The organism is Mycobacterium sp. ZZG (assembly GCF_054786995.1).
In genome coordinates this window covers 47,119-72,697 of record NZ_JBTBFV010000001.1, presented here as the reverse complement: position 1 = coordinate 72,697, position 25,579 = coordinate 47,119, and the positions used below count along the sequence as shown (strand labels likewise).

Here is a 25,579-nt window from a genome sequence, read left to right as displayed (position 1 = left end):
CCTGAAATGAGGCACGATGCGCATAGTCGTCGTCGGCGCGGGACCGGCCGGCCTGTTCACCGCAGTCGCACTGGCCCGTCGAGGTGGGCACGTCACCGTCGTCGAGCGCGACGCCGGCCCCGGCCGGGACGGCGGCTGGCCGCGCAGGGGGGTCATGCAGTTCGACCACCCCCACACGTTCCGCGGGCCGGTGGTCGACGCGCTGCAAGCGGAGATCCCCGATGCCCTGCAGGCAATGCTGCGCGTCGGGGCCTCGGTCGAGACCGACCCGGGCGGCGCCCCGGCTGCCCTGCGCATCCGGCGGGTGACGTTCGAACGGGCACTGCGCGACGTCGCGCTGGCCGAACCCGGGCTGACGCTGCTGCCCGGTTGTCACGTCGACGGGGTGTTGCGCGACTCCGGACGAGTGGCCGCTGTCGATGCGGGGGGCCGGCGCCTGACGGCCGACCTGGTCATCGACGCGTCCGGGCGGTCGAGCCGGGTGATGCGCGCGCTGTTCGGCGCCGGGGAGGTGCGACCGTGTGGCGCGACGTACGTCAGCAGGCAGTACCGGCTGGCCGACGGCGCCGCGCCGGGCCCGGTGAACTCGCCGGTCGGTCTGTCGCTGCAACTGGCCGGATATTTCGCGGTGGTGTTCCTCCACGAGGCCGGGATCTTCTCGGTCACGATCACCCACGCCGGCACCGATGACCGGCTGCGACTTCTGCGGCACCGTCGGGTCTATGACGCCGCGGCCGAGGCGATCCCGATGCTCGCCGATTGGATCGACCCGAGTCGCGCGCAGCCGCTGACCCCGGTGCTCGTCGGCGGCCGCGTGCACAACACCTTCCGTTCCCCACTCGGCGTGGACGGCCGTCCCGCCGTTCCCGGGCTGATCGCCGTCGGAGACTCCGTCTGTACCACGACGCCGTTGGCCGGCAGAGGCGTCACGCTGGCGTTCCGCCAGGCACAGGCGCTGGTGCGCGCGCTGGCTGCAGACGACGTCCCGGCCGCCACGGTGCAGTTCGCCCGGTGGTGCGCCGCCGAGGTGCGTCCGTGGTTCGTCGACCATGTGCACTGCGACGATGACCGGATGCGGCGGTGGGCCGGTGGCGATGTGGATCTGGGAAGGCCGCTGCCCTCGGACCTGGTGGTCGCTGCGGCCGTGGCCGACCCGGCGCTGCGGCCGGCCGTCCGCGGGTACGAGCAGATGACTGCGCTGCCGTCGAGTCTGGACGCGGTGCGGGAGGGGGCCCGCGCCGTCTACGCCGCCGGCTGGCGACCCCCGGTGGCCGAGGGTCCCGACCGACAACAACTGGCTCAGTTGTGCGTCACCGTCGGCAGCCGGACGCTGGCCACGGTCTAGTGCGCCACCGGGCAGCCGCCCGAGTAGTCGACCTGCCAGTGCTTGATCCCGTTGAGCCAACCGGACCGCAGCCGGTCGGGAGGGCCGGCCGAGGTGAGATCGGGCAAGTGGTCGGCGATCGCGTTGAACATCAGCTCGATGGTCATCCGCGCCAGGTTGGCGCCGATGCAGTAGTGCGCACCGGTGCCGCCGAAGCCGACGTGCGGGTTCGGATCGCGCAGGATGTCGAACCTGAACGGGTCGTCGAAGACCTCCTCGTCGAAGTTCGCCGACCGGTACGACATGACTACGCGCTGCCCCTTCTTGATCTGCACGCCGGACAGTTCGTAGTCCTGCAGCGCGGTGCGCTGGAACGAGGTGACCGGGGTGGCCCAGCGCACGATCTCGTCGACGGCGGTGGTGGGGCGCTCGCGTTTGAACAACTCCCACTGGTCGGGGTGCTCGGTGAACGCGATCATGCCGTGGGTGATCGAGTTGCGCGTGGTCTCGTTGCCTGCGACAGCCAGCAGCACCATGAAGAAGCCGAACTCGTCGTCGGTCAGCTTGTGTCCGTCGACGTCAGCCTCGATCAGCGTGGTGACGATGTCCTCGCCGGGATGCTCGGCCCGGGCCGCGGCCAGCTGCATCGCATACATGATCAATTCGGTTGCGGCATTGCGGTTGTCGTGATGGGCGAACTCAGGGTCGTCGTCGCTGACCATCTGATTGGACCAGTCGAAGAGCTTCTTGCGGTCTTCCAGAGGCACGCCCAGCAGACCGGCGATGGCCTGCAAGGGCAGCTCGCAGGACACCTGTTCGACGAAGTCGCCGACTCCGGCGGCCGCCGCGCCCTTGGCGATGCGCTGCGCGCGCTGGTCGAGGTCCTCGCGCAGACGTTCGACCGCACGGGGCGTGAATCCGCGCGAGATGATCTTGCGGAGGTGGGTGTGCCGTGGCGCATCCATGTTGAGCAGCACCAGACTTCCGGTCTCCACCTGCTCGCCGGTAGAACCCTCCGGGTAGCGCGGCAGTGCGGTCTTCTCCTGGCTGGAGAACACGTCGCTGCGCTTGGAGATCTCCTTGACGTCTTTGTGTTTGGTCACTACCCAGTAGCCGCCGTCGCCGAAGGGACCCGCGCCGCCGGAGGTCTGCGCGTTCCACCAGATCGGGGCGCAGCGGCGCAGTTCGGCGAGTTCCTCCACAGGCAGACGCTCGCGGTTCAGGTCGGGGTCGGTGAAGTCGAATCCGGGCGGGAGCGTGGGAGTCGCCATACATTGGCTCCTAAACGTCAATTGGCGGTACCTCATTGCTACACCACCGGTCGGTTACGGCGAGCGCAGATGAGCGAAGAAAATCCGTCCCTCCTGTAACGAATCCGCTGCGAAGGCGGATGGATCCTGTGACCATGAAGAAACCGGGAGGGTGCATCGTGAGGTTCGGTTTCCACGCAAAGACCGCGTCCATCATCGGGGCGGCAGCGGTTGCGACACTGCTCGCAGCCGCACCGTCGGCTGCCGCCGACCCGGCAGCACCACCGCCGGTTCCCGCGCCGGCGCCCGCACCCGCGCCTGCCCCGATGCCGTCACCCCCGCCGGCCGAAGCCGCGGTGGTTCCGCTCGCCGCCGCCCCCGCCGCTGAGGGCGTGCCCCACCTGGCCAGTCCGGAGAACCTGCCGCCGGGTACGTCGACCACTCCGACGCAGCAGTCGCGGCTGGGTTACCTGCGCGACCTCTGGCATGCGATGCAGACCCAGGAAGTCAGCGGGAGCAACGCGCTGCTGCTGCTGACGCAGCGTCCGTTGAGCTCGTCGGCGCCGATGGGCATGCCCGCGGGCCCGCAGCCTGCGGCGCCTCCCGCCGCGGCCCCCGCACCCGCCGCGGTACCGGTAGCGCCCGCACCGGTCGCCCCTTAGCCCGACAGCACTTTCTCCAGCCGCGCCGGCACATGCTTGTGCCACGGCGTCCCGGCGTACGTGTCACGCCAGCCGGTGGAGGTCAGCGCGTTCGGCGCGACACCCGGGGTCACCACGCCACCGTCCCCGTCGGCGAAGTCGACGCCGTAGCCATTGGGTAAGGACGCATGACCGGCCAGCATCGCGTCGCTGATCTCGACGGTGCCCTCCGCGCTGCCCGCGGCGGTGGTGATCCGCACGCGGTCGCCGTCTCGCAACCCCAGTGCCGACGCGTCGGCGACGCTGATCCGCAGAGCGCCGTCGGCATCGCGCTGGCGCCAGGCCGGGTCGCGCATGATGTCGTTGGCCGTGTCCGCCCGCCGTTCCCCGGCCGACAACACGATGGGGTAGTCGGGTGAGGTCAGCTCGGCCGGCGCCGCGGCCAGCGCCCGGACGTCGGCGAGCAGTTCCGGGATCTCGATCGCGATCTTGCGGTCGGGGTGGGTGATCAACGCGAAGTCGTCCTCGTAGTCGTGGACGGTGAACGTCACCCCCGACCGGCCTTCGAGAATCGCGTCGAACAGCGCGTTGCCGTCCGCGTGGCCGGCCCGCCGCACCGCGTCGGGATAGGTCATCGCGGCCTTCTGGGCCAGACCCCACAACGCGGCGGCGCCGGCCAGTCCGTCGGGCAGAGTCGGCCCGAGCGTCTCGTACAACACGAACGGCAGCACCTTGCCCAGCCCCGGGTTGGCCCCGACCGCGGCCAGGAACGCCTCGGTGAACGCCGGGCGTCCCTGTTCGGCGGCGCGGCGCAGCGGCGCCAATTCGGCATCGTCGACGACGCCCAGGGCCCGCGTCAGCCGGGCCCAGATCTCGGGTTCGGGCAGGGTGCCGGACATCGGCTCCATCAGCCGGTGCCGCAGATGGAAGGTGTTGTGCGGGAACTCGAGGTTGAAGAACGTCGCCTCCGGCTTCTCGAACTGAGTCGCCGCGGGAAGCACGTAGTGTGCCAGCCGTGCGGTCTCGGTCATCGCCACGTCGATGACCACGATCAGTTCCAGCCGGCCCAGAGCCGTTGCGACGGCGGCCGAGTCGGCGACCGAATGCGCCGGGTTACTGCTCTCGACGATCATCGCGCGGAACCGGTCCGGATGGTCGGTGACGATCTCCTCGGGAATGACGTTGCTGGGAATCAGCCCGCCGATGATCGGGGCGCCGGTTACCGGGGTGCGGCCTACCCCGCCGGGTCGGAACAATGGCGTGAACGACGAATGAAGGTGCTGCGCACCGCGTTTGGCGAAATTGCCGGTCAGGATCCACAGCATCTTGTTCAGGTACGAGCACAGGGTGCTGTTCGGTGACTGCTGGATTCCGAGGTCTTCGAACACCGCGACGCCGGCGGCTCCGGCTATCCGGCGTGCGGCCGAGCGCAGCAGTTCCTCGTCGACGCCGCAGCGCCGGGCGTAGTCGGAGACCGGCACCTCGGCGAGCACCTCGCGCACCGCGTCGCCGCCGGTGACGTGCGCGGCCAGGAAGGCTTCGTCGCACAGGTTCTCCTGCACCAGCACCGCGGCCAGCGCGGCCAGACACCACGCGTCGGTGCCGGGCCGGACCCGCAGGTGGTAATCGGCCAACTTCGCGGTTTCGGTGACCACCGGATCGATCACGATCATCGACCGAGCCGGGTCCTTGGCGATCTCGTGGAGCACCACGCGGGCCCGCGGAAAGCTCTGGGACATCCACGGGTTCTTGCCGACGAACACCGCGACCTCGGCGTGCTCGAATTCGCCGCGGGTGTGCCCGCCGTAGAACTGTGCGTCGACCCAGTGCTCCCCGGTCTTCTCCTGGGCCAGCGCGTTGGAGCGGTAGTGCGAGCCCAGTGCCTTGAGGAACGCGCCGCTGTAGGCGCCGCCCAGGTGGTTACCCTGCCCGCCGCCCCCGTAGTAGAGGATCTTGTCGCCGCCGTGCGTGTCAGCGATCGCGCGGAAGCCCGCGGCGACCTCGGAAATCGCGGTGTCCCAGTCGATCTCCTCATACGTGCCGTCCGGCCTGCGCCGCATCGGCGACGTAAGCCGGTTGCGGCTGTTCTGGTAGTGATCCAGCCGTAGCGCCTTGTTGCAGGTGTAGCCGCGCGAGGCCGGATGGCTCTTGTCGCCGCGGATGCGGACCAGCGACCGGTCCTCGACCTGAACCACGATGCCGCAGTTGCACTCGCACAGGATGCACGCGCTGGGATGCCATTCACCGTCCCGGCCGCTCGTCACTTCCGCCCACCCGTCTGCGCACCGATCACCTGGCGCAGTTGTTCCTGGACCAGAGTCAGCGGTTGCACATCGCGTGAGGCGCGCGCGACGACGAGGGCGCCCTCGAATGAGGCGAGCACGAGCATGGCCAGTGCGGCGGCATTCTCCTTGTCCACACCGTCGGCGATCAGACGCTGCCTGATCACCTCGCGCCAGCGGTCGAAAGCCGCCGCGGCACGCTCGATCACCGGCGCCGACTGGTCGGGCTTGCCCGGATCACCGGCCTCCACGGCGACAGCGACGACAGGACAACCTGCCCGGAAGTCGCTGTCGCGCAGTAGTTTCCGGTAATCGTCGAAAAGCCTGTCCAGCGCTTCACGGCCCGAAGACGCCTGCGCCAGTCGGTCCGCCATGAAGTCGGCCGCGTAGTCGACCGCCTCGCAGAGCAGCTGGGTGCGGCCGCCGGGAAAGTAGTGGTAGGCCGAACCGCGCGGCGCGCCGCTGTGCTCGAGCACGTCGGCGATGGCGGTCGGGTGCGCGCCGCGCTCCCTGATCAACAAAGCAGCGGAGATGATCATCCGCTCGCGGGGAGTCGTCACGACGCGGCCCCTTTCACCCGGCTATGTATGCAACTCTACATAATCCCGGGACGCCCGTATAGCCCGTCCGTAGATTCCCGGGTTGCCGTCACCGGCTCGGCCCGGGGGGCGATCAACGACATCGACCTGAACGCCCCCTACGACGGCACCAAATCGCTCAACGGCCGATCCTGGACCGGATGTCCGATGTCGGGCTGGGCTATCTCACGCTCGGCCGGCCATGGCCCACGCGGACTGGATCATCGAGCTGAGTCCAGGGGCGGGCCACGACGGTGGCCGCATCGTCTTCGCGGGCACCCCACGCGAATTGGCCGATTCGGCGTGCACTCTCACCGGCCAACACCTCGCGCCGGCGATCTGCTAAACGCTGGCGGCCTCGTTGAGCTCATTGAGCGTGTTGGTGGCCTCCAAATACTCCTGCACCCAGCGCTCGATCACTGTCGCGGTCTTCTCGACCTTGGTGAACTGACCGACGACCTGGCCGATCGGGTTGAACGCGACGTCGACGGTCTCGTTCGGGTACTTGTGCGTCGCGGCCACGGCCATCCCGGAAACCATGTACTGCAACGGCATTCCGAGCGGCTTCGGGTTGTTCGGATCTTCCCACGCCTCGGTCCAGTCGTTGCGCAGCATCCGTGCCGGTTTGCCGGTGAACGACCGGCTGCGGACGGTGTCGCGGCTGGTCGCCTTCGCGTAGGCGGCGTGCTGGACTGCGGTGTTCTCCGACTCCTCGACCATCACCCACTGCGAACCGGTCCATGCGCCCTTCGCGCCGAGCGCCAGCGCCGCGGCGATCTGCTGCCCACTGCCGATACCGCCGGCGGCGAGCACCGGAACCGGCGCCACCTCCTTCACGACCTGCGGCCACAGCACGATCGAGCCGACCTCACCGCTGTGCCCGCCGGCCTCACCGCCCTGGGCGATGATGATGTCCACCCCGGCGTCGGCATGCTTGCGGGCCTGCGACGGCGAGCCGCACAGCGCGGCGACTTTGCGGCCCTCGGCGTGGATGTGCTCGATCATGTCCTTGGGCGGCGTGCCGAGCGCGTTGGCGATCAGTGTCATCTTCGGGTGCCGCAGCGCGACCTCGACCTGAGGGGTGGCCGTGGCCTCGGTCCAACCGAGCAGCTGCAGGGCGTTGTCGTCGCTGTCGTCGGTGGGCACCCCGTGGTCGGCCAGGATCTTCTTGGCGAAGTCGAGGTGCTCTTGCGGGACGAGCGCGTTCAGCGTCGACTTCAGTTCCTCGGCGGACATGTTGGAATCCATGCCCTCGTACTTGTTAGGGATCACGATGTCGACGCCGTAGGGGTGGTCGCCGATGTTCTCGTCGATCCAGTTGAGCTCGATCTCCAGCTGCTCGGGCGTGAAGCCCACCGCGCCCAGCACGCCGAAGCCCCCCGCCTTGCTGACCGCGACGACCACATCTCGGCAGTGGGTGAACGCGAAGATCGGGAACTCGATGCCGAGCTGATCGCACAGGGGAGTATGCATAGTTGGCTCCTGTATGGCCATGGGGACACAAAAGGTCAAAACTGAAACGTGTTCTACTTTAGTACACCGAGCAGGCCGCCCGTGTTGCCCTTTCCCGGCGTGCTGACCCGCAGCACCGGCCAACCCCGCTCCACGGCCACCGCCGCGAGTTCCCGGCGCGGATTCACCGGCCGCGGGTGGCCCACCAGCGACATCAGCGCGATGTCCTCGTTGCCGTCGGCATAGAAGTAGCTTCGCGCCAGGTCGACCCCGCCGCTGGCGCAGAACCGCACCACCGCGGCTGCCTTCTGTCTGCCCCAGATCACCGGCCGGGCGATGCGGCCGGTGAGCCGGCCCTGCCCGTCGAGCTCGAAGTGATTGCACAGCACGTGATCGATCTCCAGATAGCGGGCGACCGGTTCGGCGTGGATGGTCAACGCCGAGGAGCTGAGCACCACCGTGTGGCCGCGGCGCTGATGGGCCAGCACGATCTCGTGCATCACCGGGAAGACCCGGGACCTGACCCGCTCGGAGAACAGACGCTCACCCACGACGTCGAGGTCGGCCAGCGGTTCACCCCGCAGGTACCCGGCGGCGCGCTCCAGCAGTTTCCCGAAGTTGACCCGACCGATCTTGTAGCGCATCGCGGCCTCGATGACTCCGGTGACCTCGCCGATACGGGCCTGACGGCGCCGGATCCGGTCGCCGGCATGCGCCGTGGCGGTGAACCCGTCGACAAGCGTGCCGTCGAGATCGAAGAACGCCCCGACCTGCGGCCCGGGCGCGGAAGCGGCGATGTCGGCGACCGGGTCCACCGGAGTCGCGGCGTCGGCGGTCACATTCCGCTCCTCATATCACGGGGTCGCACGGGTGCTGACAAGCCATGCTACGGGCGGCGCCCTCACTCCTGGTTTAATCTGTGGCCTGGTCGCTGCAGCAGCCGACCACGGTAGTTTGGTCTTGCCGGGTTCAGGATGCAGCCTGCGTGAGAAGCACTGATGTGCTCTCGCAGTATGCGAAGAGCGGCCTGACATGGAAGGTGAACCTTGGACGAACAAGCAGCCGAAGGCACGGGCGGCGCGGGAGCGTCGAATTGTGTCGTCACTGAACACTGGGTCGATCGAACGGCCGTCGTCGGTGTGTCCGGGGTCGTCGACATGCTCACCTCGCCCCAGTTGGAGACGGCTATCGATGCCGCCCTCAAGCAGCAGCCCGCCGCGGTGGTGATCGACTTCACCGAGGTCGAGTTCCTCGCCTCCGCAGGCATGGGCGTGCTCGTGGCCGCACACGACAAGGCCGGCTCCGACGTGACGATCAGCGTGGTCGCAGACGGTCCGGCGACGAGCCGGCCGCTCAAGCTGGTCGGCATCGCCGACATCGTCGCGCTCTACCCGAACCTCGACGAAGCCCTCGCCGCGCGCGACACGTAGGAAGCCCGCTTAAGAAGAAGCTTTGTGGGGTAGCCAGCGACTGCCATGATCGATTCCATGCCTCCGGCGCAGGTAGCCAATGCCGAACGTTTCGAGCGGTTCGGCCTCGACGCTGATGCTGGCGCGGTCGCGCGGGTGCGTCAGGAGTTCTCCGAATGGTTGCGCCAGTTCTTCGCGCTCGATGACGTCCGTACCAGCGACGTGGTGCTCGCGATCAACGAAGCACTGGCGAACGCCGCGGAGTTCGCCTACGTCCAGTCCGACCAGCCCGGCACCATCGACATCCGCGCAAGCCACGATCCGCAGGCACAGACGCTGACGGTGTGCATCGAAGACCGCGGCATCTGGCGGAAGCGCCAGACCGAGCCCGCCCCCCGCACCCGCGGCCGGGGCATTCCGCTGATGGAGACGCTGTCCGACTGCGCGACGATCGAACCCTCGGCCGGCGGAACCACCGTCCGGCTCGAGTGGCGCGACGTCAGCCGGAGCTGATCAGGACGCCCGGTAGGTGCCCTTGCCGGTGACCAGCGGAAGGTCCAGCGTGCTGCGGATCCCCGGCTCGGCGGCGACGACGTCCGGGATCGCGTTGACGATCCGGCCGGCCGCCGCGAGGATCGCTGCGTAGTTGTGGTCGCCGTTGCGGCTCGTCGGGCAGATGTCCATCACATAGGACGGTTCGCCGGTGATCTCGACGCGGTACGACCCGCCGGCCTGGGCGGGTTGCGCCCAGTCCGGACGCAGATCCCCGCGCAGCCGGGTGATGTGTTCGACGACCACCGCCGATCGCCCCTCGACCTTGCCTTCGATCAGGAACCGCACGGCGGCCACGGTGCCCTTCTTGATGGTGCCGACCGCGACGTCGAAGTCCTCCGGCGCCGGTTCCTGCTCGACCGAGTCGGTGATCTCGTCGACCTCGATACCCAGTCCGGCGGCCAGCTGACGGATGCCCACGCCCCACGCCAGGCTCAGCATGCCGGGCTGGTACAGGAAAGGCAGGTCGCCGATCTCGTTCCCGAAACCCATCACGTCGAACATCACCGTCGCGCCGTCGTAGGTGGCGTAGTCGGCGATCTCCATCGTCCGGATCTGTTCGATTCTCTGGCAGGTGCCTGCCAGCGCCAGCGGCAGCAGGTCGGTGACGAAGCCGGGGTCGACGCCGGTGATGAAGACGCTCGCATTGCCTTGGCGCGCAGAGGCTTCCACCCGTTCGATGGAGTGGTCGGGAATCACGCCCCACGGGTACTCCAGTACGCCGGGAGCGGAGCCTACGACGTTGATGCCCGCCTCGAGGAGGCGGCGGACGTCGGCGAGGGCCTCGCGGGTGCGGATGTCAGCCATCGCGCAGTACACGACGCAGTCCGGTGCGGCCGCGATGATCTCGTCGAGGTCGTTGACCGCGGACACACCGGTGGTGACGTCCAGCCGGGCCAGCTCGCCGGCGTCCTTGCCCACCTTGGCCTCCGAGGACACCCAGACCCCGGTCAGCTCGAACCGCGCATCCTCGATGAGCTGACGCAGGGCCAGGCTGCCGCAGTTGCCGGTTCCGATGAGCCCCACACGAATTGCCATGCGCAGCAGTATGCGGGCTCCGATGGAAAATTGGAACAGGTTCTAATTCATCTCCGCGGCGTGCGGTACCCTGACGCCCCATGGGACGCGTGGACGGAAAAGTGGCACTGATCAGTGGCGGCGCTCAGGGAATGGGCGCCGCCGACGCACGGGCGCTGATCGCCGAGGGTGCCAAGGTGGTGATCGGGGACATCCTCGACGACAAGGGGCAGGCGCTGGCCGACGAGATCAACGCCGAGACACCGGATTCGATTCGCTACGTCCATCTCGATGTGACCCAGGCCGACCAGTGGGAGGCAGCGGTCGCCACCGCCGTCAACGACTTCGGCAAGCTCAACGTGCTCGTCAACAACGCCGGCACGGTCGCTCTGGGGCAGATCGGCCAGTTCGACATGGCCAAGTGGCAGAAGGTCATCGACGTGAACCTGACCGGGACGTTCCTGGGGATGCAGGCGTCGGTGGAGGCGATGAAGACCGCCGACGGCGGGTCGATCATCAACATCTCCTCGATCGAGGGCCTGCGCGGGGCGGTGATGGTGCATCCCTACGTCGCCTCGAAGTGGGCGGTGCGCGGTCTGACGAAGTCTGCGGCCCTGGAGCTCGGCGCGCACAACATCCGCGTCAACTCGGTGCATCCCGGGTTCATCCGCACCCCGATGACCAAGCATTTCCCGGACAACATGCTGCGCATCCCGCTGGGCAGGCCCGGCCAGCCCGAAGAGGTCGCGACGTTCGTGGTGTTCCTGGCCAGCGACGAGTCGCGGTACTCGACCGGCGCCGAGTACGTCATAGACGGCGGCCTGACCAACGACGTCCCGCACAAGTAGCACGCCGCAGGCCCACACCCGGGCCTGCGTAAGGTCGTCTCTCGTGAGCGCACGCGCGGGAATCGTGGTGACGGGGACCGAGGTCCTCACTGGACGAGTACAGGACCGCAACGGTCCCTGGCTGGCCGACCGGCTGCTCGAACTCGGTGTCGAGCTGGGCCACATCACGCTGTGCGGCGACCGTCCCCCCGACATCGAAGCCCAGCTCAATTTCCTTGCCTCCCAAGGGGTGGACCTCATCATCACGAGCGGAGGCCTCGGGCCGACCGCCGACGACATGACGGTCGAGACCGTGTCCCGGTTCTGCGGTCGCGAGCTCGTGCTCGACGCCGGGCTGGAAACCACGATCGGCGGCATCGTCACGGGCATGATGGCCCGGTTCCCCGGTATCGACGCCGAGGCGGTGCTGGCCGCCAACCGCAAGCAGGCCCTCGTACCGCAGGGCGCGGTGATCCTGGACCCGGTGGGCACCGCGCCCGGAGTCGTCGTCCCCGGCTCCCCGACGGTCGTGGTGCTGCCCGGCCCGCCCCGCGAACTGCAGCCGATGTGGCAGGCGGCTGTCGCCACCGATGCTGTGCAGCACGCGATCGCCGGCCGCACCCGCTACCAGCAGCAGACGATCCGGATGTTCGGCCTGCCCGAGTCCGGGCTGGCCGACACACTGCGCGACGCCGAGAACGCGGTGCCCGGATTCGACCGGCTGGAGATCACGACCTGCCTGCGGCGCGGCGAACTGGAGATCGTGACCCGCTTCGAACCCCAGGATGCGACCGCCTACGCCGACCTGGTCGCGGTGCTGCGCGACCGGCACGCCCGCGAGATCTTCTCCACCGACGGTGCTCTCGTCGACGACCAGGTGGCCGCGCTGCTTGACGGGCGCAGCATCGCCACCGCCGAATCCTGCACCGCGGGACTGCTGGCGGCCCGGCTGACCGAACGTGCCGGCTCGTCGGCGTACGTCGCCGGCGGGGTGGTGGCGTACTCGAACACCGCCAAGATCGGACTGCTGGGGGTCGACGCCGCGCTGATCAACCAGCATGGCGCGGTGTCCGAGCCCGTCGCCGAGGCGATGGCCGCCGGCGCGCTGCGCCGGTTCGGGGCCGACACCGCCGTGGCGATCACGGGTATCGCCGGACCCGGCGGCGGAAGTGAGGCCAAACCCGTCGGCACCGTGTGTTTCTCGGTGGCTCTGGCCGACGGCGCACCGCTGACCAGGACCACCCGGCTACCCGGGAACCGTTCCGATGTCCGGGAGCGCTCGACGACGGTGGCGATGCATCTGCTCCGGAGGGTGCTCAGCGGTGAACGCTAGGGTGGTCGACAGCATGGACAACCCGCCCGAAACAGTTGGAGAACTCACCGATGGTTGACACCGACGAGCGGCAGGCGGTCTCGGCGCTCGCCGAGCAGGCCGGCTGGAATCACCGCGTAGCCGATCGCAGCGACTACTTCGACAAGGGCGTCGTGCGGATCCACGTGGTGTGGCAGGGCGACTCCGCGATCAGCGGCGGCACGCTGTACCACGACGACCTCATGCAGACCTACAGCAAGGATCTGCCGACGGTGCGGGGCTGGCTCAAGCGCTGAGCCGCGGCCGGCACCCACGCTAGGGCTTTTCGGCGTTGTCCCACAGGTCGCTCATCGCCTGCATGATCGCTTCTGCCTCGCCCAGGCCGCCGAGGTGGCTCTCGCCGGGCAACGGGTAGAACTCCGCGTCGGGCAGCAGCGACACGACGTGCTTGCCGTGGGCGAACGGCACGATGTGGTCGCAGTCGCCGTGCCACCAGCGCACCGGCACCTTGACCTCGTCGAGCCGGAAGCCCCAGTCGCGCGCGAACACCACGACGTCGGCGAACGGCGCGGCCAGCTGACGTCGGCTTCCGTTGAGCAGATCGTCGAGGAACATCGCTTTGAACTCGGGGCGCACCAGCAGCCGGCGGTCACCTTCGGGCGAGATGCTGGCGTACAGGTACAACGCGGGCTCGGCGACGGGCTTGATCAACCGGATCAGCCCGGTGGCGACGACGCTGAGCGGGGTGCCGACGTGTTCGAGCACCGGCGCCACGGGCAGACCGACATTGCCCATGATGCCGCCGCCGATGGCGTCGGAACCCTGTGTCGGGGCCACCCCGCCGAGCACACCGACCGCGACCACCCGGTCCGGCATCGCGGCGGCGCATCCCAGCGTGTAGGGGCCGCCGCCGGACAGGCCGATGATCTCCATCTTGTCGATGCCCAGGGTGTCGGCGACGGTGCGCAGATCGTCGGCGAAGTCGATGACCCGGTGGTACTCGTACGGGGTGGACGACCCGATGCCCGGGCGGTCGACGCCGATCAGCCGGATGCCGTTGCGTTCGGCGAACACCCGCGCCTCGACCGGGATCTGGCGGCGGGCGCCGGGAGTGCCGTGCAGCCAGAAGATCGCCCGGCCCTGCGGGTCGCCGAACTCGGCGAATCCGAGCTGGCGATCCGAACCGACGAGGACCTTGCCTTCGAGTTTGGGGCGAGCGATGTCGACAGCCATGCGCGAAAGTGTCGCACGCCTCAGTCAGCCGCCTGATCGGCTCTGGCGAACAGGTATGACCCGACTGTGGTGGGTCTGTCCTCGGCGCCCTTGTCGTTCCCGGATGTCTCGCAGCGTCCGTGTCCTCTCTGTCACGGGTCAGCCCACTGCCGAGGAGTAGCCGACGACGCCCAGGCCGACCGCCAGCACGCACAGCACGAACGTCCCGACGGCGAACGGCCAGGCGGTCTTGCGGCGCAGCAACGCCACCAGGGTCGCCACGAGTCCGGTCACACCAACGGCGGCGGCGCCCAGCAGAGAGGTGAACACGGCGTTCACCGCACCGTCGATGCTGCAGGCCGGCGGTGGGCAGTGGTCGAGGAAGGCCAGTGAGAACAGGCCGAAGAACGCGGCGACGGCGCCGAAGAGCACCGTGAGAACCAGCAGCACGATCGAGATCGCGATGTCGGCGCCCGATCTCCGCGCAGCGGCGGGCACCGGGTATCCGGGGTATCCCATCGCGTCAGTATCACCGGGACGACGACGGCGCGGCGGAATTCGCGGCGAGGTCGCGAGGACGACTGACCATCGAGTCGGTGATGGCAAGCGCGATCAGCACGTCGGCGGCGGTGATGAGCAAACCCCACCAGTACATCCAGCGCACGGTGGGATCAGGCTGGAGCACGAAATACACGACGAGAAAGATGGGCCCGACGATCCCGAAGACCAGGGTCATTCCCTGGATCCGCGCGTAGAGCCACAATGTCGACATCGGGGCGAAGTCTCCCGTGTCGGCATTCGGACGTCAACGGTTGGGCCGAGGTGGTCCGCTCCCGCGGGTGGGGTGAGAGAATCCACGGATGCGCCGTCTGGACAGAATCTCCCTCACCGTCGCCGCCGTCGTCGCCGCCTCCGGGTTGGGTGTGATTCCGGGCGGGTCCGGAACCGCCGGGGCCCGGCCGGACATGTCGGCGGGCACCATCACGGCGCCGTTCAGTCAGACGTGGCGGCGGTGCGACTTCAGCAAGTTCGCCTACACCGGGCCCACCTCCTACGGTCGGCTCGTCGGCCAGTTCCGGACCGAGGGCGGCACTGTGGTGGCCGACCTGCAGATGGCGACCGGTGCGCCGAACGCGCAGTACGAGGTCCGAGTGGTGCAAATGCCGCGAGCCTCCGCGGAAGGCTGCGGTGCCGGTGACCCGGGGGTGATCGCCGCGACGCTGTTCACCGACGCCGCAGGAGGGGGAGCGGTCAGCGTGCGCGGGCCGATCGCGTCCGGCGCCACCGGGGTGTGGGCTTCGGTGAGCCGGCCGAGCCCGATGTCGCAGACCCCCGCGGAGTTCTATACCACCGACTTCGTGATCTCGATCTAACCTCTGCCGCAACGACTCTCGTCAGGCGGGCACCACGACCGTCAGATGGTCGCCGTGACGCTCGACACGCATGTCGGCCCGTCGGGCCACCGCGGCGACGGCCGCGGCATCGGCAGGCTCGGAACGGGTGCTCGCCAATACGCGGGCCAGCCGTCCCTTGTGTGCCTTGTTGAAGTGGCTGACGGTCGTGCGCCGGCCGTCGTCGTGTTCGGCCACCACGTCCACTGATACGGCGTGGGGCAGCTTGCCCAGCGCGGCGTAGGACCCCGACCGCAGGTCGACGACCAACTCATTTGCGGCGATCTCGGCGAGCACGGGTTCGAGCACCGGTTTCCAGCGGGCCGCCAGCGTCGGGCGTCCCGGTAGCTTCGAACCGGCCGACAGCCGGTAGGCCGGGATGTGGTCTCCGGCCCGCAGCAGCCCGAACAACGCAGATCCGACGGCCAGCCTCGCCTCGGCGCGGGCTGCGGCCGCCCCCTTCAGCGATTCGGCATCCAGTGCGTCGTAGAGCACGCCGGTGTATCGCCGGATGGCCGGCAGCGTCGGCGCGGTCCGCAGCGCGGCGTTGCGGTCGATCTCGCCGTCCTGGGACGGCGAGATCGAGAGGGCCTTGCGGCTGGCAGGCCGATCGGCGGCCAGGTCGACCAGTTCGTCGACGAGCTCGGCGCGGAGGCCACGCAGCTCTGGTGAGCTCATCGACTCCAGCGACAGCGGCGGTCCGTCCCCGCCGGAACGCTTGGTCTCCGAAGGCGGCAGCAGCACGATCACCGCACAGAGGCTAGTGCCCGTGCCGTCGGTCCCGGCTCAGGGTGTCGGTGCGCTGACTCACGGTGCCGGCGGCGCCGCGATCTCCTGGCCGGCCAGCATCACCGGTTGCGCCGGCGGGGGCGGGGGCGGCACGGCGCCCGGCGGGGCCATCGGCGGGGGCGGCACGGCGGCCGGCGGCGGGGCCATCGGCGGGGCGAGCATCGGGTCCGGAACCGGCGGCACCTCGGCCGGCATCGGCAGGAACATGTGATTGGTGAACTGGTCCTGGTAGGCGCCGCCGCCGCCGACCTTCACGCCGCCGCCCTCGCCCGAGGACACCGGCGTGCCGTCGGGCAGCGTCACCGCGGTGTGCCCACCATTCCAACCCACCACCAGCGCGCCGGGCTGGCTGCCGTACTGGAAGCCGCGGGCCAGCAGAGCGCTCTCGATGTTGCCGGTGTGGAACCTGTCTCCATAGACCGGCCTGCCGGTGGCGGCATTGGTCACCCAGGACACCAGGCCCGAACAGTCGGTGCCCGCGGGGGAGTCCCCGCCGGACACGTACGGCGTGCCCGACACCTGGCTGACAAGCGTCAAGAGTGTTGCGATGGCAAACATGCGGACGCACGTTAACAGAGGGTCTCTAATACACCCAAAATCTGTGACGGCAGGCACAATACACGTTCAATCGGCCCACATCTCACGAAAAACGTTGTGCAGCGCCCGTAGTCGCAGGACATCTCGGTAGCACTTTTCGGTTCTCAATCCCATTGCAGTTCAGGGCATTACGCGAATTTCCAGGGAATGCGAGAGCACTCGCGCATTCTCCGGCGCGGATGGTGTGCGGGTTTGCTGCAGGATGGACCGCGAGGTGCTGTGCGGCCGCTCAGCGATGCGCCAGCAACAGCGGGATCCGCTGCTCGGCGTCCGTCAGCGACCCATGCTGTCCCACCAGCGACGACTCTAGGGGTTCGGCACTGCGGCGCAGCAGACCCGAGCAGCCCCGGGCGGCGGCCACCACGTCACCGATCCGCGGTCGGACCTCATCGGTGACGCGTTCGCCGAACCAGCCCGCCGCCACCGCCTCGTCGCGGGTGACGACCCACGCCCTGTCACCGAGAGCGGTGCGCCAGGTCGCCAGCACCTCGTCGGTGGCACCGGGCCGGGTATAGATGTGGCGGGCCCGCACCTCGCCGCCGAGCGCGTCCACCCCGTCGGAGAGTTCGGAGACTGCGTCGAGATCCACTGCGCTGTCGTCGAGCTCGACCATGCCGTGGTCGGCCACCACCGCGAGCAGACCCCCGACGGGCAGATTCTCGACGATCGATTCGACCATGGTGTCCACCTGCCGCAACTGCAGGCGCCACGCCGGCGAACCGGGCCCGTGCAGATGTCCGACCAGGTCGAGGTCGGCGTGGTACCCGTAGCAGAAGCCCCGACCGGTGATCACCGCACCGATGGTGTCCGCCAGGTCGCCCATCGCGTGCACACCTCGGTAGGTGCCACCACGCAGCACCGCGCGGGTCAGTCCCGAACCGGCGAACTGGGCGCCCGAGATCACCGAGACCGCAGCACCGGCCGATGAGGCCCGTTCGAACACCGTGGCCTGCGGTTGCACGGCCTCCGGAACGGCCTTCTCACGCAGGTCACCGCCCCAGGGATGCGGCCGCCATCGCAGCGCGTTGATCACCCCGATGTCGGGCAGACGGAAGGACATCCCTACCATGCCGTGCTGCCCGGAGCGGCACCCGGTCCCCACCGCGGCCAGCCCGGCCGCGGTGGTCGAGGGGAAACCGACCTGCAGGGTGGCACCGCGCAGTCCGGCGAGCACCGGTGCGTCGGCAGCGTAGGTATCGAGCAGTTCGGCGCCCAGCCCGTCGATCAGCAGCACACACGCGCCGGCCACATCGTAGGGCAGCGCGATACGCGGTTCGAACCCCGTCACGCCCATCGCCGCCAGCACCGAGGGCGCGACGTCGGCCAGGTGCGGTAGCGCCGGATCCGGACGGGGCAGCTCCACGTCAGAACTGTGGAAGCCGGACCACCTGCACGAAGAACTCGTCGATCTGGCGTACCGCGTTCATGAACTGGTCCAGGTCGACCGGCTTGGTGACGTAGGCGTTGGCGTGCAGCTTGTAGCTGCGCAAAATGTCCTCTTCGGCCGACGAGGTGGTCAGCACCACCACCGGGATGTGGCTCAGGTCAGGGTCGGACTTGATCTGCTCGAGCAGCTGGCGACCGTCGTACTTCGGCAGGTTCAGGTCTAGCAGGACCAGGTCCGGACGAGGCGCATCGGTGTAGGCGCCGCGCCGGTACAGAAAGTCCAGGCCTTCCTCGCCGTCGTGGGCGACGTGCAAGGTGTTCTTGATCTTGTTGTGCTCGAACGCTTCCCGCGTGATCAGCTCGTCCCCGGGGTCGTCCTCGATGAGCAGGACGTCGATGGCGCGTTCAGCCGGAGTCATGTGGTCGATCCTTCCAGGAGTCTGGGTGCCGTGTCATCCGCGGTGATCGGCAACGTGAAATGGAACCGGGTGCCACCGGTGTGCGCCGTGTCGATCCAGATGGCGCCGCCGTGGTGTTCGACGATCTTCTTGCACAGGGCGAGCCCGATGCCCGTGCCGGTGTACGCGTCGCGGCCGTGCAGGCGCTGGAAGATCACGAATACCTTGTCGGCGAACTCGGGCGCGATGCCGATGCCGTTGTCGGTCACGGTGAACGACCAGTTGTCCGCCTGGTTCCCGTCGCCGTCGGCGACCTCCCGGACCACGTCGATGACGACGCGCGGGGCCACCCCCTCGCGGCGGAACTTCACCGCGTTGCCGACCAGGTTCTGCCACAGCATGGTCAGCAGCGTGGGGTCGCCCTTGACCGTCGGCAGCCCGCCCGCCGGCCGCTGGATGACCGCTCCGGACTCCTCGACCGCGGTGGACAGGTTGCCCAGCGCGGTGTCGAGCACGGTGCCGAGGTCGACGTCGGCTTCGGTGGCGTTGAGCCGTCCCACCCGCGAGAAGGTCAGCAGATCGTTGATGAGGACCTGCATGCGTTTGGCGCCGTCAACCGCGAACCCGATGTACTCGACACCGCGTTCGTCGAGCTTGTCGCCGTAGCGCTTCTCCAGCAGCTGGCAGAACGAGGCGACCTTGCGCAACGGCTCCTGCAGGTCGTGGGAGGCCACATAGGCGAACTGTTCCAGCTCGGCGTTGGACCGGCGCAATTCCTCGGCGTGGATGTCGAGGGTCTCGTTGGCCTCGCGCGACGCCTCGAGTTCGGCGACAATCCGTTGGCGCATGTGCTCGACATCAAGACTGATAAGCCGGATATCGCGCGGCCCCTGCGCGACGATCCGCTCACCGAAGTTACCCTCGGCGATGCGCCGGCACGCGGCGGCCAGCCGGGACAGCGGCCGCACCAGCGCGACGCGCAGCAGCACCGCCAGCGCCACGATGGTCACCACGAATGTCACCGCTATCGCCAGCAGCACCGCGTTGCGCAGGGTCCGCACCCGCTCGAGCTCGGCGACACCGTCGGTGCGGGCCTGTGCCAGGTGCTCGTTCTGCGTGGCGAAAAGCGCGCGCAGCGTGTCGAAATCGTTCTTGCCGATCTCGGTCAGGGCGGGGTTGACCGGGCCGGGGGCGCCCGGGCGAACCTCGGCGATCACCGGCTCGGCGTACTCGACGCGCCACGCGCCAGAGGCCTGCTCGATCGCGTCGAGATCGTCGAGCAGGTCGGGACGATCCTGCTCGAGTTGGCGGATGTCGGCCGCGGCCTGTTGTTCGAGGGCGCGGCCCTCGTCGTAGGGCACCAGAAACTGACGGTCCGCGGTGATCAGGTAGCCGCGCACCGCGGTCTCCTGGTCGCGCAGCGCGGCCTGCAGCTGGTAGGCGGCCACCCGCGCCGGCTGGATCTGGTTGATGACCTGACCGGACAGGTGATCGGTGCGGTTGAGCAGCACCGCCACCGTCACACCGCCGAGCAGCACCACCAGGCCCATCACCGACAGCACCAGGTACTGCCAGCCCTGCACCGTGAGGGCGCGCACGCCGCGCTGGTCGGGGCTCATGCGCGTGCCGTCCGTTCCACCCGCACCACCGCGATGTCGTCGGCGATCCCGCCGTGCGACGCCGCCCGCTCCTCGACGGCGTCGATGAGCGCGTCGACGAATGCGCGTCCGGGTAGCGCGGCCAGCGAGCGCGCCAACTCGAGCAGGCCGTGTTCACCGAGACGCTCGTTGCCACGGCCGATGTGTCCCTCGAACAGGCCGTCGGTCAGCAACACCAGCCCCTTGCCCGGCGGCAACTCGATCTGCTGGGGCTCCCAGTCGCGTCCGTGCAGGCCCAGCGCCGGGCCGCCCGGCGGTTCGACCCAGTCGACGGTGCCCTGGCCGTGCAACAGCATGCCCGGATGGCCGGCCCGCACCGCGGTGATCATCGGACCCTCCGGCGGGATCGCGAGGCTGAGCACCGTCGCGAAGATGCCGCGACCAGCGCGCTCGGCGCGCAGGATCCGCTCCAGCTGTTTCATCCGGTCCGCGCCGCGCAGCCCGGCGAAGGTCAGCGCCCGCCACGCGATGCGCAGCGCCACCCCGAGCGCGGCCTCATCGGCGCCGTGACCGGCCACGTCGCCGATCATCACGTGCACCGTGCGGTCCGGCGTCTGGACGAAATCGTAGAAGTCGCCGCCGAGCAGCGCGTTCTCCCGGCTGGGCCGATACTGGGTGACGATCTCGACGCCTGGATCGTCGAGCAGCAGCGGCGAGGGCAGCAACCCGCGTTCGAGCCGGGCGTTTTCGCGGGCCCGCAGCTGGCTGGCGTGCAGGTCGACCGCGGTGAGCTCGGCCCGCTTGCGTTCGATCGCGTACAGCACCGCGCGGCGCAGCACCTCGGGATCGACCCGGTCCTTGACCAGATAGTCCTGCGCGCCCGCCGAAACCGCCGACACGCCGACGTGTTCGTCGTTGAGTCCGGTGAGCACGACGATCGGGATGGCCGGGTCGTGTTTGGCGATGCGGTTGACCCCGTCGATCCCGTGGGTGTCGTGCAGGTGCAGGTCCAGCAGGATGCAGTCGGGCCGGGCGATCGAGATCTCCTGCTCGGCCCGCGCCATCGATTCGGCCCAGACCACGCAGATGTCGGCCCCGGCGTCGGCGATCAACTCTTCGACCAGGATCGCGTCTGCGCGATCGTCCTCCACGAGGAGCAGCGACAGCGTGTCGCCGTTACTCGGGGCGAGCATGTGAACCGACACCCCCGTTGACCCGCGCCGCACGGACGCGGGGATCTGTTTGATTGACAATTTCTGGAGAATACCCGGGCGCGTCCCACGCGAAGGACAAGGCGTGCCGCGGCGTTGCGTCCCCTGTGCGCGGGACGGTCGCTGGTAACCTGCGACCGGTCGCCGGTATGAGATCACGGGGTGGGCGGCCCTGCCGCGTTCGCCGTCTCCCGAGTCACGGCCGGGACCGTCACCGACGACGCTGACCGCGAAAAGCTGCCTGGAATCTTACGAAATGAGTCGTGTGCGCACCGGAGAGATCAGAGCCTTGTCCGGCTTGCGCATCGTCGCCGCGCTCTGGGTGGTGCTGTTCCATTTCCGGCCGATGCTCGCCGAGGCGGCGCCCGGCGCCACCACCGCGCTGGCGCCGATCCTGAACGCGGGCGCCCAGGGCGTCGACCTGTTCTTCATCCTCAGCGGGTTCGTGCTGACGTGGAACTACCTGGATCGCATGGGGGAGAGTTGGTCGACACGGTCGACCCTGCGGTTCCTGTGGCTGCGGCTGGCCCGGGTGTGGCCGGTGTATCTGGTGACGATGCACCTGGCCGCCGCGTTCGCGGTCTTCACGCTCTACGTCGGCGGATACCCGCTGCCGCCGCCGGTGATCGAGTCGCTGAACGCGTTGAGCTGGCTCAAACAGGTGCTGCTGACCCAGCTGTGGTTCCAGCCGTATTTCGACGGGTCGAGCTGGAACGGGCCCGCCTGGTCGATCAGCGCGGAATGGTTGGCCTACCTGTTGTTCGGCGGACTGGTGCTGGTCATCTTCCGGATCGCGGCCGCGTCGCGGGCCCGCGGGCTGATCTGGCTGGCCGTGGCCGCCGCGATGGCGCCGACCCTGCTGCTGCTGGCGCACGGGGTGTTCTACACGCCGTGGAGCTGGCTGCCACGCATCGTCATGCAGTTCACCGCCGGGGCGCTGGCGTGCGCGGCCGTGCGCAAACTCGTACTCACCGACCGGATGCGCCGGACCGCGGGCGTGGCATCGCTGCTGCTGGGCGCCGCGATCGTCGGCGGGTTGTACCTGCTGGACGCGAACCCGCCCGGCGACATGCTCGACGGCGGCGCCCTGGTGGACGTGCTGTTCGTGCCGCTGGTGATCGCATTGTCGATCGGCGCGGGCACGCTGCCGGCCCTGCTGTCCACCCGGGTGATGGTCTACCTCGGGCACATCTCGTTCGGCCTCTACATGATTCACGAGATCGTGCACACGGTGTGGAACTGGACTGTCCTGCAATTCGACATCCATCTCGTCCCGAGCTGGTGGGCCAAACTCGTCGTCGTCGGGCTCATCCTGGTGTCGGGTGTCGCGTCGGCCATGCTCTACCACCTGGTCGAGGAACCGGCCCGGCGGTGGATGCGCCGCATGGTCGAAGCGAAGGAGCCGCGTTCCGCGCAACCGGCTGAGCGCACCGAGCCGGCAGCGGTACGGCTGCAATCAGTCGCGCGGGCCGGATAGCGGTGCCCCCGACGGCGAGTCGAACGGCGGTCGCGGCGCCGGTGAAATTAGGCTGGTCCGGTGAGTCGCCTTCTGACAGTGGTGCTTTCCTTCGCGGTGCTGCTCGCCTGCGGGTATGCCCACGCTCCGCAGCAGCGCGAGGTGCGCCTCACCGAGTTCGCCGGAAACCGCGTCTCGGTGATCGGTGATTCGTACACCACCGGTAGCGACCAGGGCGGCAACGGTTCGAAAGGCTGGTCGCCCCAGGTGTGGAGGATGCTGACCGAGCACGGGATCGCGGTGACGCCGACGGTGGCCGCCGAGGGCGGCGCCGGGTACTGCACGCGCGGCAACCGCGGCAGCGTGTACGAGGACCTGACCGTGCGCGCGGTCAAACCCAGCGACGTGCTGGTGGTGTTCTTCGGTTCCCGCAACGACATGAAGGCCGACCCGACGCGGCTGTCGATCGCGATGTATGGCACGTTCTCCCTGGCTCGCCGGATCGCGCGCACTGCCGACCTGCTGGTGATCGGACCCCCTTGGCCGACAGCGGATCCGCCGCCGGAGATCGTGCGCGTGCGCGATGTGCTGAAATATCAGGCCGAGTTGGCCGGGGCGACGTTCTTCGACCCGATCGCCGCGCGCTGGTTCGTCGGGCGCCCCGAGCTGATCGGCGCGGACGGCGTGCACCCCACCGACGCCGGGCACGCCTACATGGCCGGGAAGATCGCGCCGCTCATCAGCGCCAAATTGCATCCCTTCTGATCAGAGAGTGAGCACCTGCACGGCGTACGCGTCGAGGCACAGCGAGCCGGGGCCCGACGGTGGGGATATCTCCACGGGTGCCGCGGTCTTGTTGATCAGCAGAAGTCTGCGTGTGCCGTCTGGGCTCACGAAGCCCTGTGCGCACACCCGGGGGTCGGGCATCTGCGGTTCGCCGGTGGCGGTGGCGGTGGACACCACGGAATCACCCGGTCCGAAGTGCTGCATCAACAGTTCGAGGGCGCGGTAGCGCGCATTGGGCTCGCCGGTGGCCCAGTCGAGCAGCGTGACACCGGGGATCATACCGGGGTAACCGACGAACTCGGCGACACCGACGAGATCGACGCCCAGCCTGACCAGTTGCGCCCAGAGGTAGGACTGCACGGCCGCGCTGAGCTCCCAGTACTCGTCCGGGATGTCGGGTGCCGGGTCCATCACCTCAGGGGTGAAGGTGCCGATCTCGTTGACGAAGGTCTGGGTGGCCGGGGCGATCCGCCGGCGGATCGATTCGATGAAGCGTGCCTGCTCGACGAATGCGTCGGCCTGTGCGAAGAACACGTCACGCCACTGTTTGAACGGTGGATTCCCTTCGCGGGAGTAGGGATTCACGATCTCCGGGTGGGCGTAGAAGTGGTAGGAGATGGCATCGGGCGCTGCGCCGTCGTCGTGATTGGCCGGATCGAGGAACTGCCAGAAGTATTCGGGATCCCGGTGCAGGTGCGTCAACGACAACCCGACGAACTTCATCTCGGGATCCAACGGGCGGAGCCGGGTCACCACCGCGTCGTACAGCTTGGTGTAGGTCTGCGGTGACATGCCGCGCATATCCGGCTCGCACAACACCTCCCAATAGTCGAAGCGGTAGCGGTGGCCGGATTCGTGCCACTGCCCGAGTTCATCGGTGAATCCGCCGGCGATGTACCAGCTGGCGATCCGGAAGAAGTAGTCGGCCACCTCAGCGCAGGTGGGATCGCGCAGTTCGGCACCTGCCTCGTAGTTCCAGACGATCTCATCGGGGTCCTCGGGGAGATTTGGGACATCTGCGGTGAACATCCATGCCGGGATGGTGGCGAAGTTCATCACCACCTGCCGCCCCTGCGTGGCCTCCATGAAGTCGGCCACGAAGGGATCGAGAAGCTCGAAGTTCCACGATGTTTCGGTCGTCGTCGGCGGGTTCAGCGCCGGGACCGAGATCCGCGGATGTGAGAACCAGGGCAGGAATCGGGCCAGGTCGGCGTTGAGGTCGCGTAACGCCCGGAAGGCCTTGTCGTGGATCGGCGAGCTCCGCCGCAGCGGGGGAGCAGTCCACAGGTGTGTGGTGAGGGTGGTCTGCGATATGCGCTCGACAGTGTCCCAGTCCACGTCGATCCGGATCGTCACCGCGTTCCTTTCCTGGGGCTGAACCCGACTGCGGGCAGGATCGCCTGGTCGACAATGGCGGCCCGGACGGCGTCGTCGGGCAGGTCGCCGGTGTCGATCTGGTGCTTGATCACCAGCGCCTCACCTATGTCGCAGACCACCGGTGTCACCAGCCGGCCGTCGATCTCGCCGAGGGCGGCGTAGTGCTCGAGGACCACACGCGTGAAGCGTCCACCGTGTGAGTGGAAGACGCGGCTGTACAACGCCTCGGCGAGATCAGGCCGTCGTCGACGGTCGGCGAGGACGGCGGCCACCGCAGGTGCCGACGGCCCGCTCAGCCACGCCGTGAGCAGGTCAAGCGACCGCAACAGGTCGGCCCGTAGATCGCCGCCCGTCGGGGAGGGCTGCTCGACGGGGTAAGCGTCGTCTAACGCGTCGAGGAGCAGGTCCTCGACCGTGGGCCAGTGCCGGTAGATCGACGTCTTCGCCACTCCGGCGCGCCGGGCGACGCCCTCAACGGAGAGCCGGCCGATCCCTGACTCGGCAGCCTCCGTCAGGACCGCGGCTCGGCAGTCGCCGATCAGCTGATCCAGCGTCCGTCTGTGCACGCCCCTCACTATAGAAACTATGGTGTAGCTACACAACCGTTTCTATCTGACAAATAGCGCCAAGTGCCGGGCGCCCCTTGTCGGCGTCCATCACCTTGGGCCCACGCGACTTGGCGATGTGGATGCGCCGTAACCGCCTGCAGTACAGCAGGTCTCGGACCGTCACAC

At 68.6% G+C, this 25,579-nt stretch carries 28 protein-coding genes; 11 read left to right on the top strand and 17 right to left on the bottom strand.

What is annotated here, in order from left to right; translation table 11 throughout:
* The first annotated feature begins 16 nt into the window (after nucleotides 1-16).
* On the top strand, nucleotides 17-1,345 hold the full coding sequence (locus tag ACXMYJ_RS00400; RefSeq protein WP_460353172.1) for an FAD-dependent oxidoreductase: 1,329 nt from the start codon (nucleotides 17-19) through the stop codon (nucleotides 1,343-1,345).
* Here the strand turns inward: ACXMYJ_RS00400 and ACXMYJ_RS00395 are convergent.
* A complete protein-coding gene (locus tag ACXMYJ_RS00395; protein ID WP_460353169.1) occupies nucleotides 1,342-2,595 on the bottom strand; it encodes a cytochrome P450 in 1,254 nt (417 codons plus the stop codon). The genes ACXMYJ_RS00400 and ACXMYJ_RS00395 overlap by 4 nt on opposite strands.
* A 158-nt stretch (nucleotides 2,596-2,753) precedes the next feature.
* On the opposite strand from ACXMYJ_RS00395, the gene ACXMYJ_RS00390 reads away from it, so the two are divergent.
* Nucleotides 2,754-3,236, top strand: coding sequence for a hypothetical protein (locus ACXMYJ_RS00390; protein ID WP_460353514.1), 483 nt, complete (start codon nucleotides 2,754-2,756; stop codon nucleotides 3,234-3,236).
* Here ACXMYJ_RS00390 and ACXMYJ_RS00385 read toward each other — a convergent pair.
* Nucleotides 3,233-5,479: a molybdopterin-dependent oxidoreductase gene (locus ACXMYJ_RS00385; RefSeq protein ID WP_460353166.1), complete on the bottom strand. Its 2,247-nt coding sequence runs from the start codon at nucleotides 5,477-5,479 to the stop codon at nucleotides 3,233-3,235. The two genes, ACXMYJ_RS00390 and ACXMYJ_RS00385, sit on opposite strands and share 4 nt — an antisense overlap.
* Entirely contained in the window at nucleotides 5,476-6,057 is a 582-nt protein-coding gene (locus tag ACXMYJ_RS00380; protein WP_460353163.1) for a TetR/AcrR family transcriptional regulator, read from the bottom strand. The genes ACXMYJ_RS00385 and ACXMYJ_RS00380 overlap by 4 nt, the downstream gene beginning before the upstream one ends.
* Nucleotides 6,058-6,277: 220 nt before the next feature.
* Between ACXMYJ_RS00380 and ACXMYJ_RS00375 the strand changes: the two genes are divergently transcribed.
* The gene (locus ACXMYJ_RS00375) at nucleotides 6,278-6,421 is read left to right on the top strand and encodes a hypothetical protein (protein ID WP_443188171.1); all 144 of its coding nucleotides are present in this window, start codon (nucleotides 6,278-6,280) and stop codon (nucleotides 6,419-6,421) included.
* Here ACXMYJ_RS00375 and ACXMYJ_RS00370 read toward each other — a convergent pair.
* Complete coding sequence (locus tag ACXMYJ_RS00370; RefSeq protein ID WP_460353160.1) at nucleotides 6,418-7,548, bottom strand: nitronate monooxygenase; 1,131 nt, start codon at nucleotides 7,546-7,548, stop codon at nucleotides 6,418-6,420. The genes ACXMYJ_RS00375 and ACXMYJ_RS00370 overlap by 4 nt on opposite strands.
* A 53-nt stretch (nucleotides 7,549-7,601) precedes the next feature.
* Nucleotides 7,602-8,366 (bottom strand): HAD family hydrolase, encoded by a 765-nt coding sequence (locus ACXMYJ_RS00365; protein WP_460353158.1) that lies wholly within the window; start codon nucleotides 8,364-8,366, stop codon nucleotides 7,602-7,604.
* Nucleotides 8,367-8,573: 207 nt separating this feature from the next.
* On the opposite strand from ACXMYJ_RS00365, the gene ACXMYJ_RS00360 reads away from it, so the two are divergent.
* Entirely contained in the window at nucleotides 8,574-8,957 is a 384-nt protein-coding gene (locus tag ACXMYJ_RS00360; protein ID WP_460353155.1) for an STAS domain-containing protein, read from the top strand.
* A 45-nt stretch (nucleotides 8,958-9,002) separates the two neighbouring features.
* On the top strand, nucleotides 9,003-9,449 hold the full coding sequence (locus ACXMYJ_RS00355) for an ATP-binding protein (RefSeq protein ID WP_460353153.1): 447 nt from the start codon (nucleotides 9,003-9,005) through the stop codon (nucleotides 9,447-9,449).
* Here ACXMYJ_RS00355 and ACXMYJ_RS00350 read toward each other — a convergent pair whose 3' ends face one another.
* A complete protein-coding gene (locus tag ACXMYJ_RS00350) occupies nucleotides 9,450-10,526 on the bottom strand; it encodes an NAD(P)H-dependent amine dehydrogenase family protein (protein WP_460353151.1) in 1,077 nt (358 codons plus the stop codon).
* A gap of 80 nt (nucleotides 10,527-10,606) precedes the next feature.
* On the opposite strand from ACXMYJ_RS00350, the gene ACXMYJ_RS00345 reads away from it, so the two are divergent.
* From ACXMYJ_RS00345 to ACXMYJ_RS00335, 3 genes are read left to right on the top strand one after another with little or no spacing between them, the layout of a single operon-like run.
* A complete protein-coding gene (locus ACXMYJ_RS00345) occupies nucleotides 10,607-11,353 on the top strand; it encodes a glucose 1-dehydrogenase (RefSeq protein ID WP_460353148.1) in 747 nt (248 codons plus the stop codon).
* A gap of 43 nt (nucleotides 11,354-11,396) precedes the next feature.
* A complete protein-coding gene (locus ACXMYJ_RS00340) occupies nucleotides 11,397-12,665 on the top strand; it encodes a competence/damage-inducible protein A (RefSeq protein WP_460353146.1) in 1,269 nt (422 codons plus the stop codon).
* Nucleotides 12,666-12,715: 50 nt separating this feature from the next.
* Entirely contained in the window at nucleotides 12,716-12,940 is a 225-nt protein-coding gene (locus tag ACXMYJ_RS00335; RefSeq protein ID WP_460353144.1) for a hypothetical protein, read from the top strand.
* A 19-nt stretch (nucleotides 12,941-12,959) separates the two neighbouring features.
* Here ACXMYJ_RS00335 and ACXMYJ_RS00330 read toward each other — a convergent pair whose 3' ends face one another.
* From ACXMYJ_RS00330 to ACXMYJ_RS00320, 3 genes are all read right to left on the bottom strand, one after another.
* Nucleotides 12,960-13,877: an alpha/beta fold hydrolase gene (locus ACXMYJ_RS00330; protein WP_460353142.1), complete on the bottom strand. Its 918-nt coding sequence runs from the start codon at nucleotides 13,875-13,877 to the stop codon at nucleotides 12,960-12,962.
* A 138-nt stretch (nucleotides 13,878-14,015) separates the two neighbouring features.
* Nucleotides 14,016-14,375, bottom strand: coding sequence for a hypothetical protein (locus ACXMYJ_RS00325; RefSeq protein WP_460353139.1), 360 nt, complete (start codon nucleotides 14,373-14,375; stop codon nucleotides 14,016-14,018).
* Between the two features lie 10 nt (nucleotides 14,376-14,385).
* Nucleotides 14,386-14,628 (bottom strand): hypothetical protein, encoded by a 243-nt coding sequence (locus tag ACXMYJ_RS00320; RefSeq protein ID WP_443188166.1) that lies wholly within the window; start codon nucleotides 14,626-14,628, stop codon nucleotides 14,386-14,388.
* Between the two features lie 88 nt (nucleotides 14,629-14,716).
* Between ACXMYJ_RS00320 and ACXMYJ_RS00315 the strand changes: the two genes are divergently transcribed.
* Nucleotides 14,717-15,229 (top strand): hypothetical protein, encoded by a 513-nt coding sequence (locus ACXMYJ_RS00315; RefSeq protein WP_443188165.1) that lies wholly within the window; start codon nucleotides 14,717-14,719, stop codon nucleotides 15,227-15,229.
* A 21-nt stretch (nucleotides 15,230-15,250) separates the two neighbouring features.
* Here the strand turns inward: ACXMYJ_RS00315 and yaaA are convergent, their stop codons facing one another.
* From yaaA to ACXMYJ_RS00285, 6 genes are all read right to left on the bottom strand, one after another.
* Nucleotides 15,251-15,997 carry a peroxide stress protein YaaA gene (yaaA, locus tag ACXMYJ_RS00310; protein ID WP_443188164.1) on the bottom strand — a complete coding sequence of 249 codons (747 nt, stop codon included), beginning with the start codon at nucleotides 15,995-15,997 and terminating at the stop codon, nucleotides 15,251-15,253.
* A 57-nt stretch (nucleotides 15,998-16,054) separates the two neighbouring features.
* On the bottom strand, nucleotides 16,055-16,594 hold the full coding sequence (locus tag ACXMYJ_RS00305; protein WP_443188163.1) for an NlpC/P60 family protein: 540 nt from the start codon (nucleotides 16,592-16,594) through the stop codon (nucleotides 16,055-16,057).
* 268 nt (nucleotides 16,595-16,862) lie between these two features.
* Entirely contained in the window at nucleotides 16,863-17,996 is a 1,134-nt protein-coding gene (locus ACXMYJ_RS00300; RefSeq protein WP_460353135.1) for an alkaline phosphatase family protein, read from the bottom strand.
* A 1-nt stretch (nucleotide 17,997) separates the two neighbouring features.
* Nucleotides 17,998-18,438, bottom strand: coding sequence for a response regulator (locus tag ACXMYJ_RS00295; protein ID WP_011780199.1), 441 nt, complete (start codon nucleotides 18,436-18,438; stop codon nucleotides 17,998-18,000).
* A complete protein-coding gene (locus tag ACXMYJ_RS00290; RefSeq protein ID WP_443188161.1) occupies nucleotides 18,435-20,036 on the bottom strand; it encodes a sensor histidine kinase in 1,602 nt (533 codons plus the stop codon). The genes ACXMYJ_RS00295 and ACXMYJ_RS00290 overlap by 4 nt, the downstream gene beginning before the upstream one ends.
* Complete coding sequence (locus tag ACXMYJ_RS00285) at nucleotides 20,033-21,208, bottom strand: PP2C family protein-serine/threonine phosphatase (protein WP_260752850.1); 1,176 nt, start codon at nucleotides 21,206-21,208, stop codon at nucleotides 20,033-20,035. Before ACXMYJ_RS00285 ends, ACXMYJ_RS00290 begins: the two co-directional genes overlap by 4 nt.
* A 274-nt stretch (nucleotides 21,209-21,482) precedes the next feature.
* Here ACXMYJ_RS00285 and ACXMYJ_RS00280 point away from each other — a divergent pair, with 274 nt between their 5' ends.
* Together ACXMYJ_RS00280 and ACXMYJ_RS00275 are read left to right on the top strand one after the other, a co-directional pair.
* Entirely contained in the window at nucleotides 21,483-22,703 is a 1,221-nt protein-coding gene (locus ACXMYJ_RS00280) for an acyltransferase family protein (protein ID WP_460353131.1), read from the top strand.
* Nucleotides 22,704-22,763: 60 nt separating this feature from the next.
* On the top strand, nucleotides 22,764-23,447 hold the full coding sequence (locus tag ACXMYJ_RS00275) for an Rv0518 family GDSL lipase (protein WP_260752853.1): 684 nt from the start codon (nucleotides 22,764-22,766) through the stop codon (nucleotides 23,445-23,447).
* Here the strand turns inward: ACXMYJ_RS00275 and ACXMYJ_RS00270 are convergent, their stop codons facing one another.
* Both ACXMYJ_RS00270 and ACXMYJ_RS00265 read right to left on the bottom strand, forming a co-directional pair.
* A complete protein-coding gene (locus ACXMYJ_RS00270; protein WP_443188159.1) occupies nucleotides 23,448-24,824 on the bottom strand; it encodes a hypothetical protein in 1,377 nt (458 codons plus the stop codon).
* Nucleotides 24,821-25,411: a TetR/AcrR family transcriptional regulator gene (locus ACXMYJ_RS00265; RefSeq protein WP_443188158.1), complete on the bottom strand. Its 591-nt coding sequence runs from the start codon at nucleotides 25,409-25,411 to the stop codon at nucleotides 24,821-24,823. The genes ACXMYJ_RS00270 and ACXMYJ_RS00265 overlap by 4 nt, the downstream gene beginning before the upstream one ends.
* Between the last annotated feature and the right edge of the window lie 168 nt (nucleotides 25,412-25,579).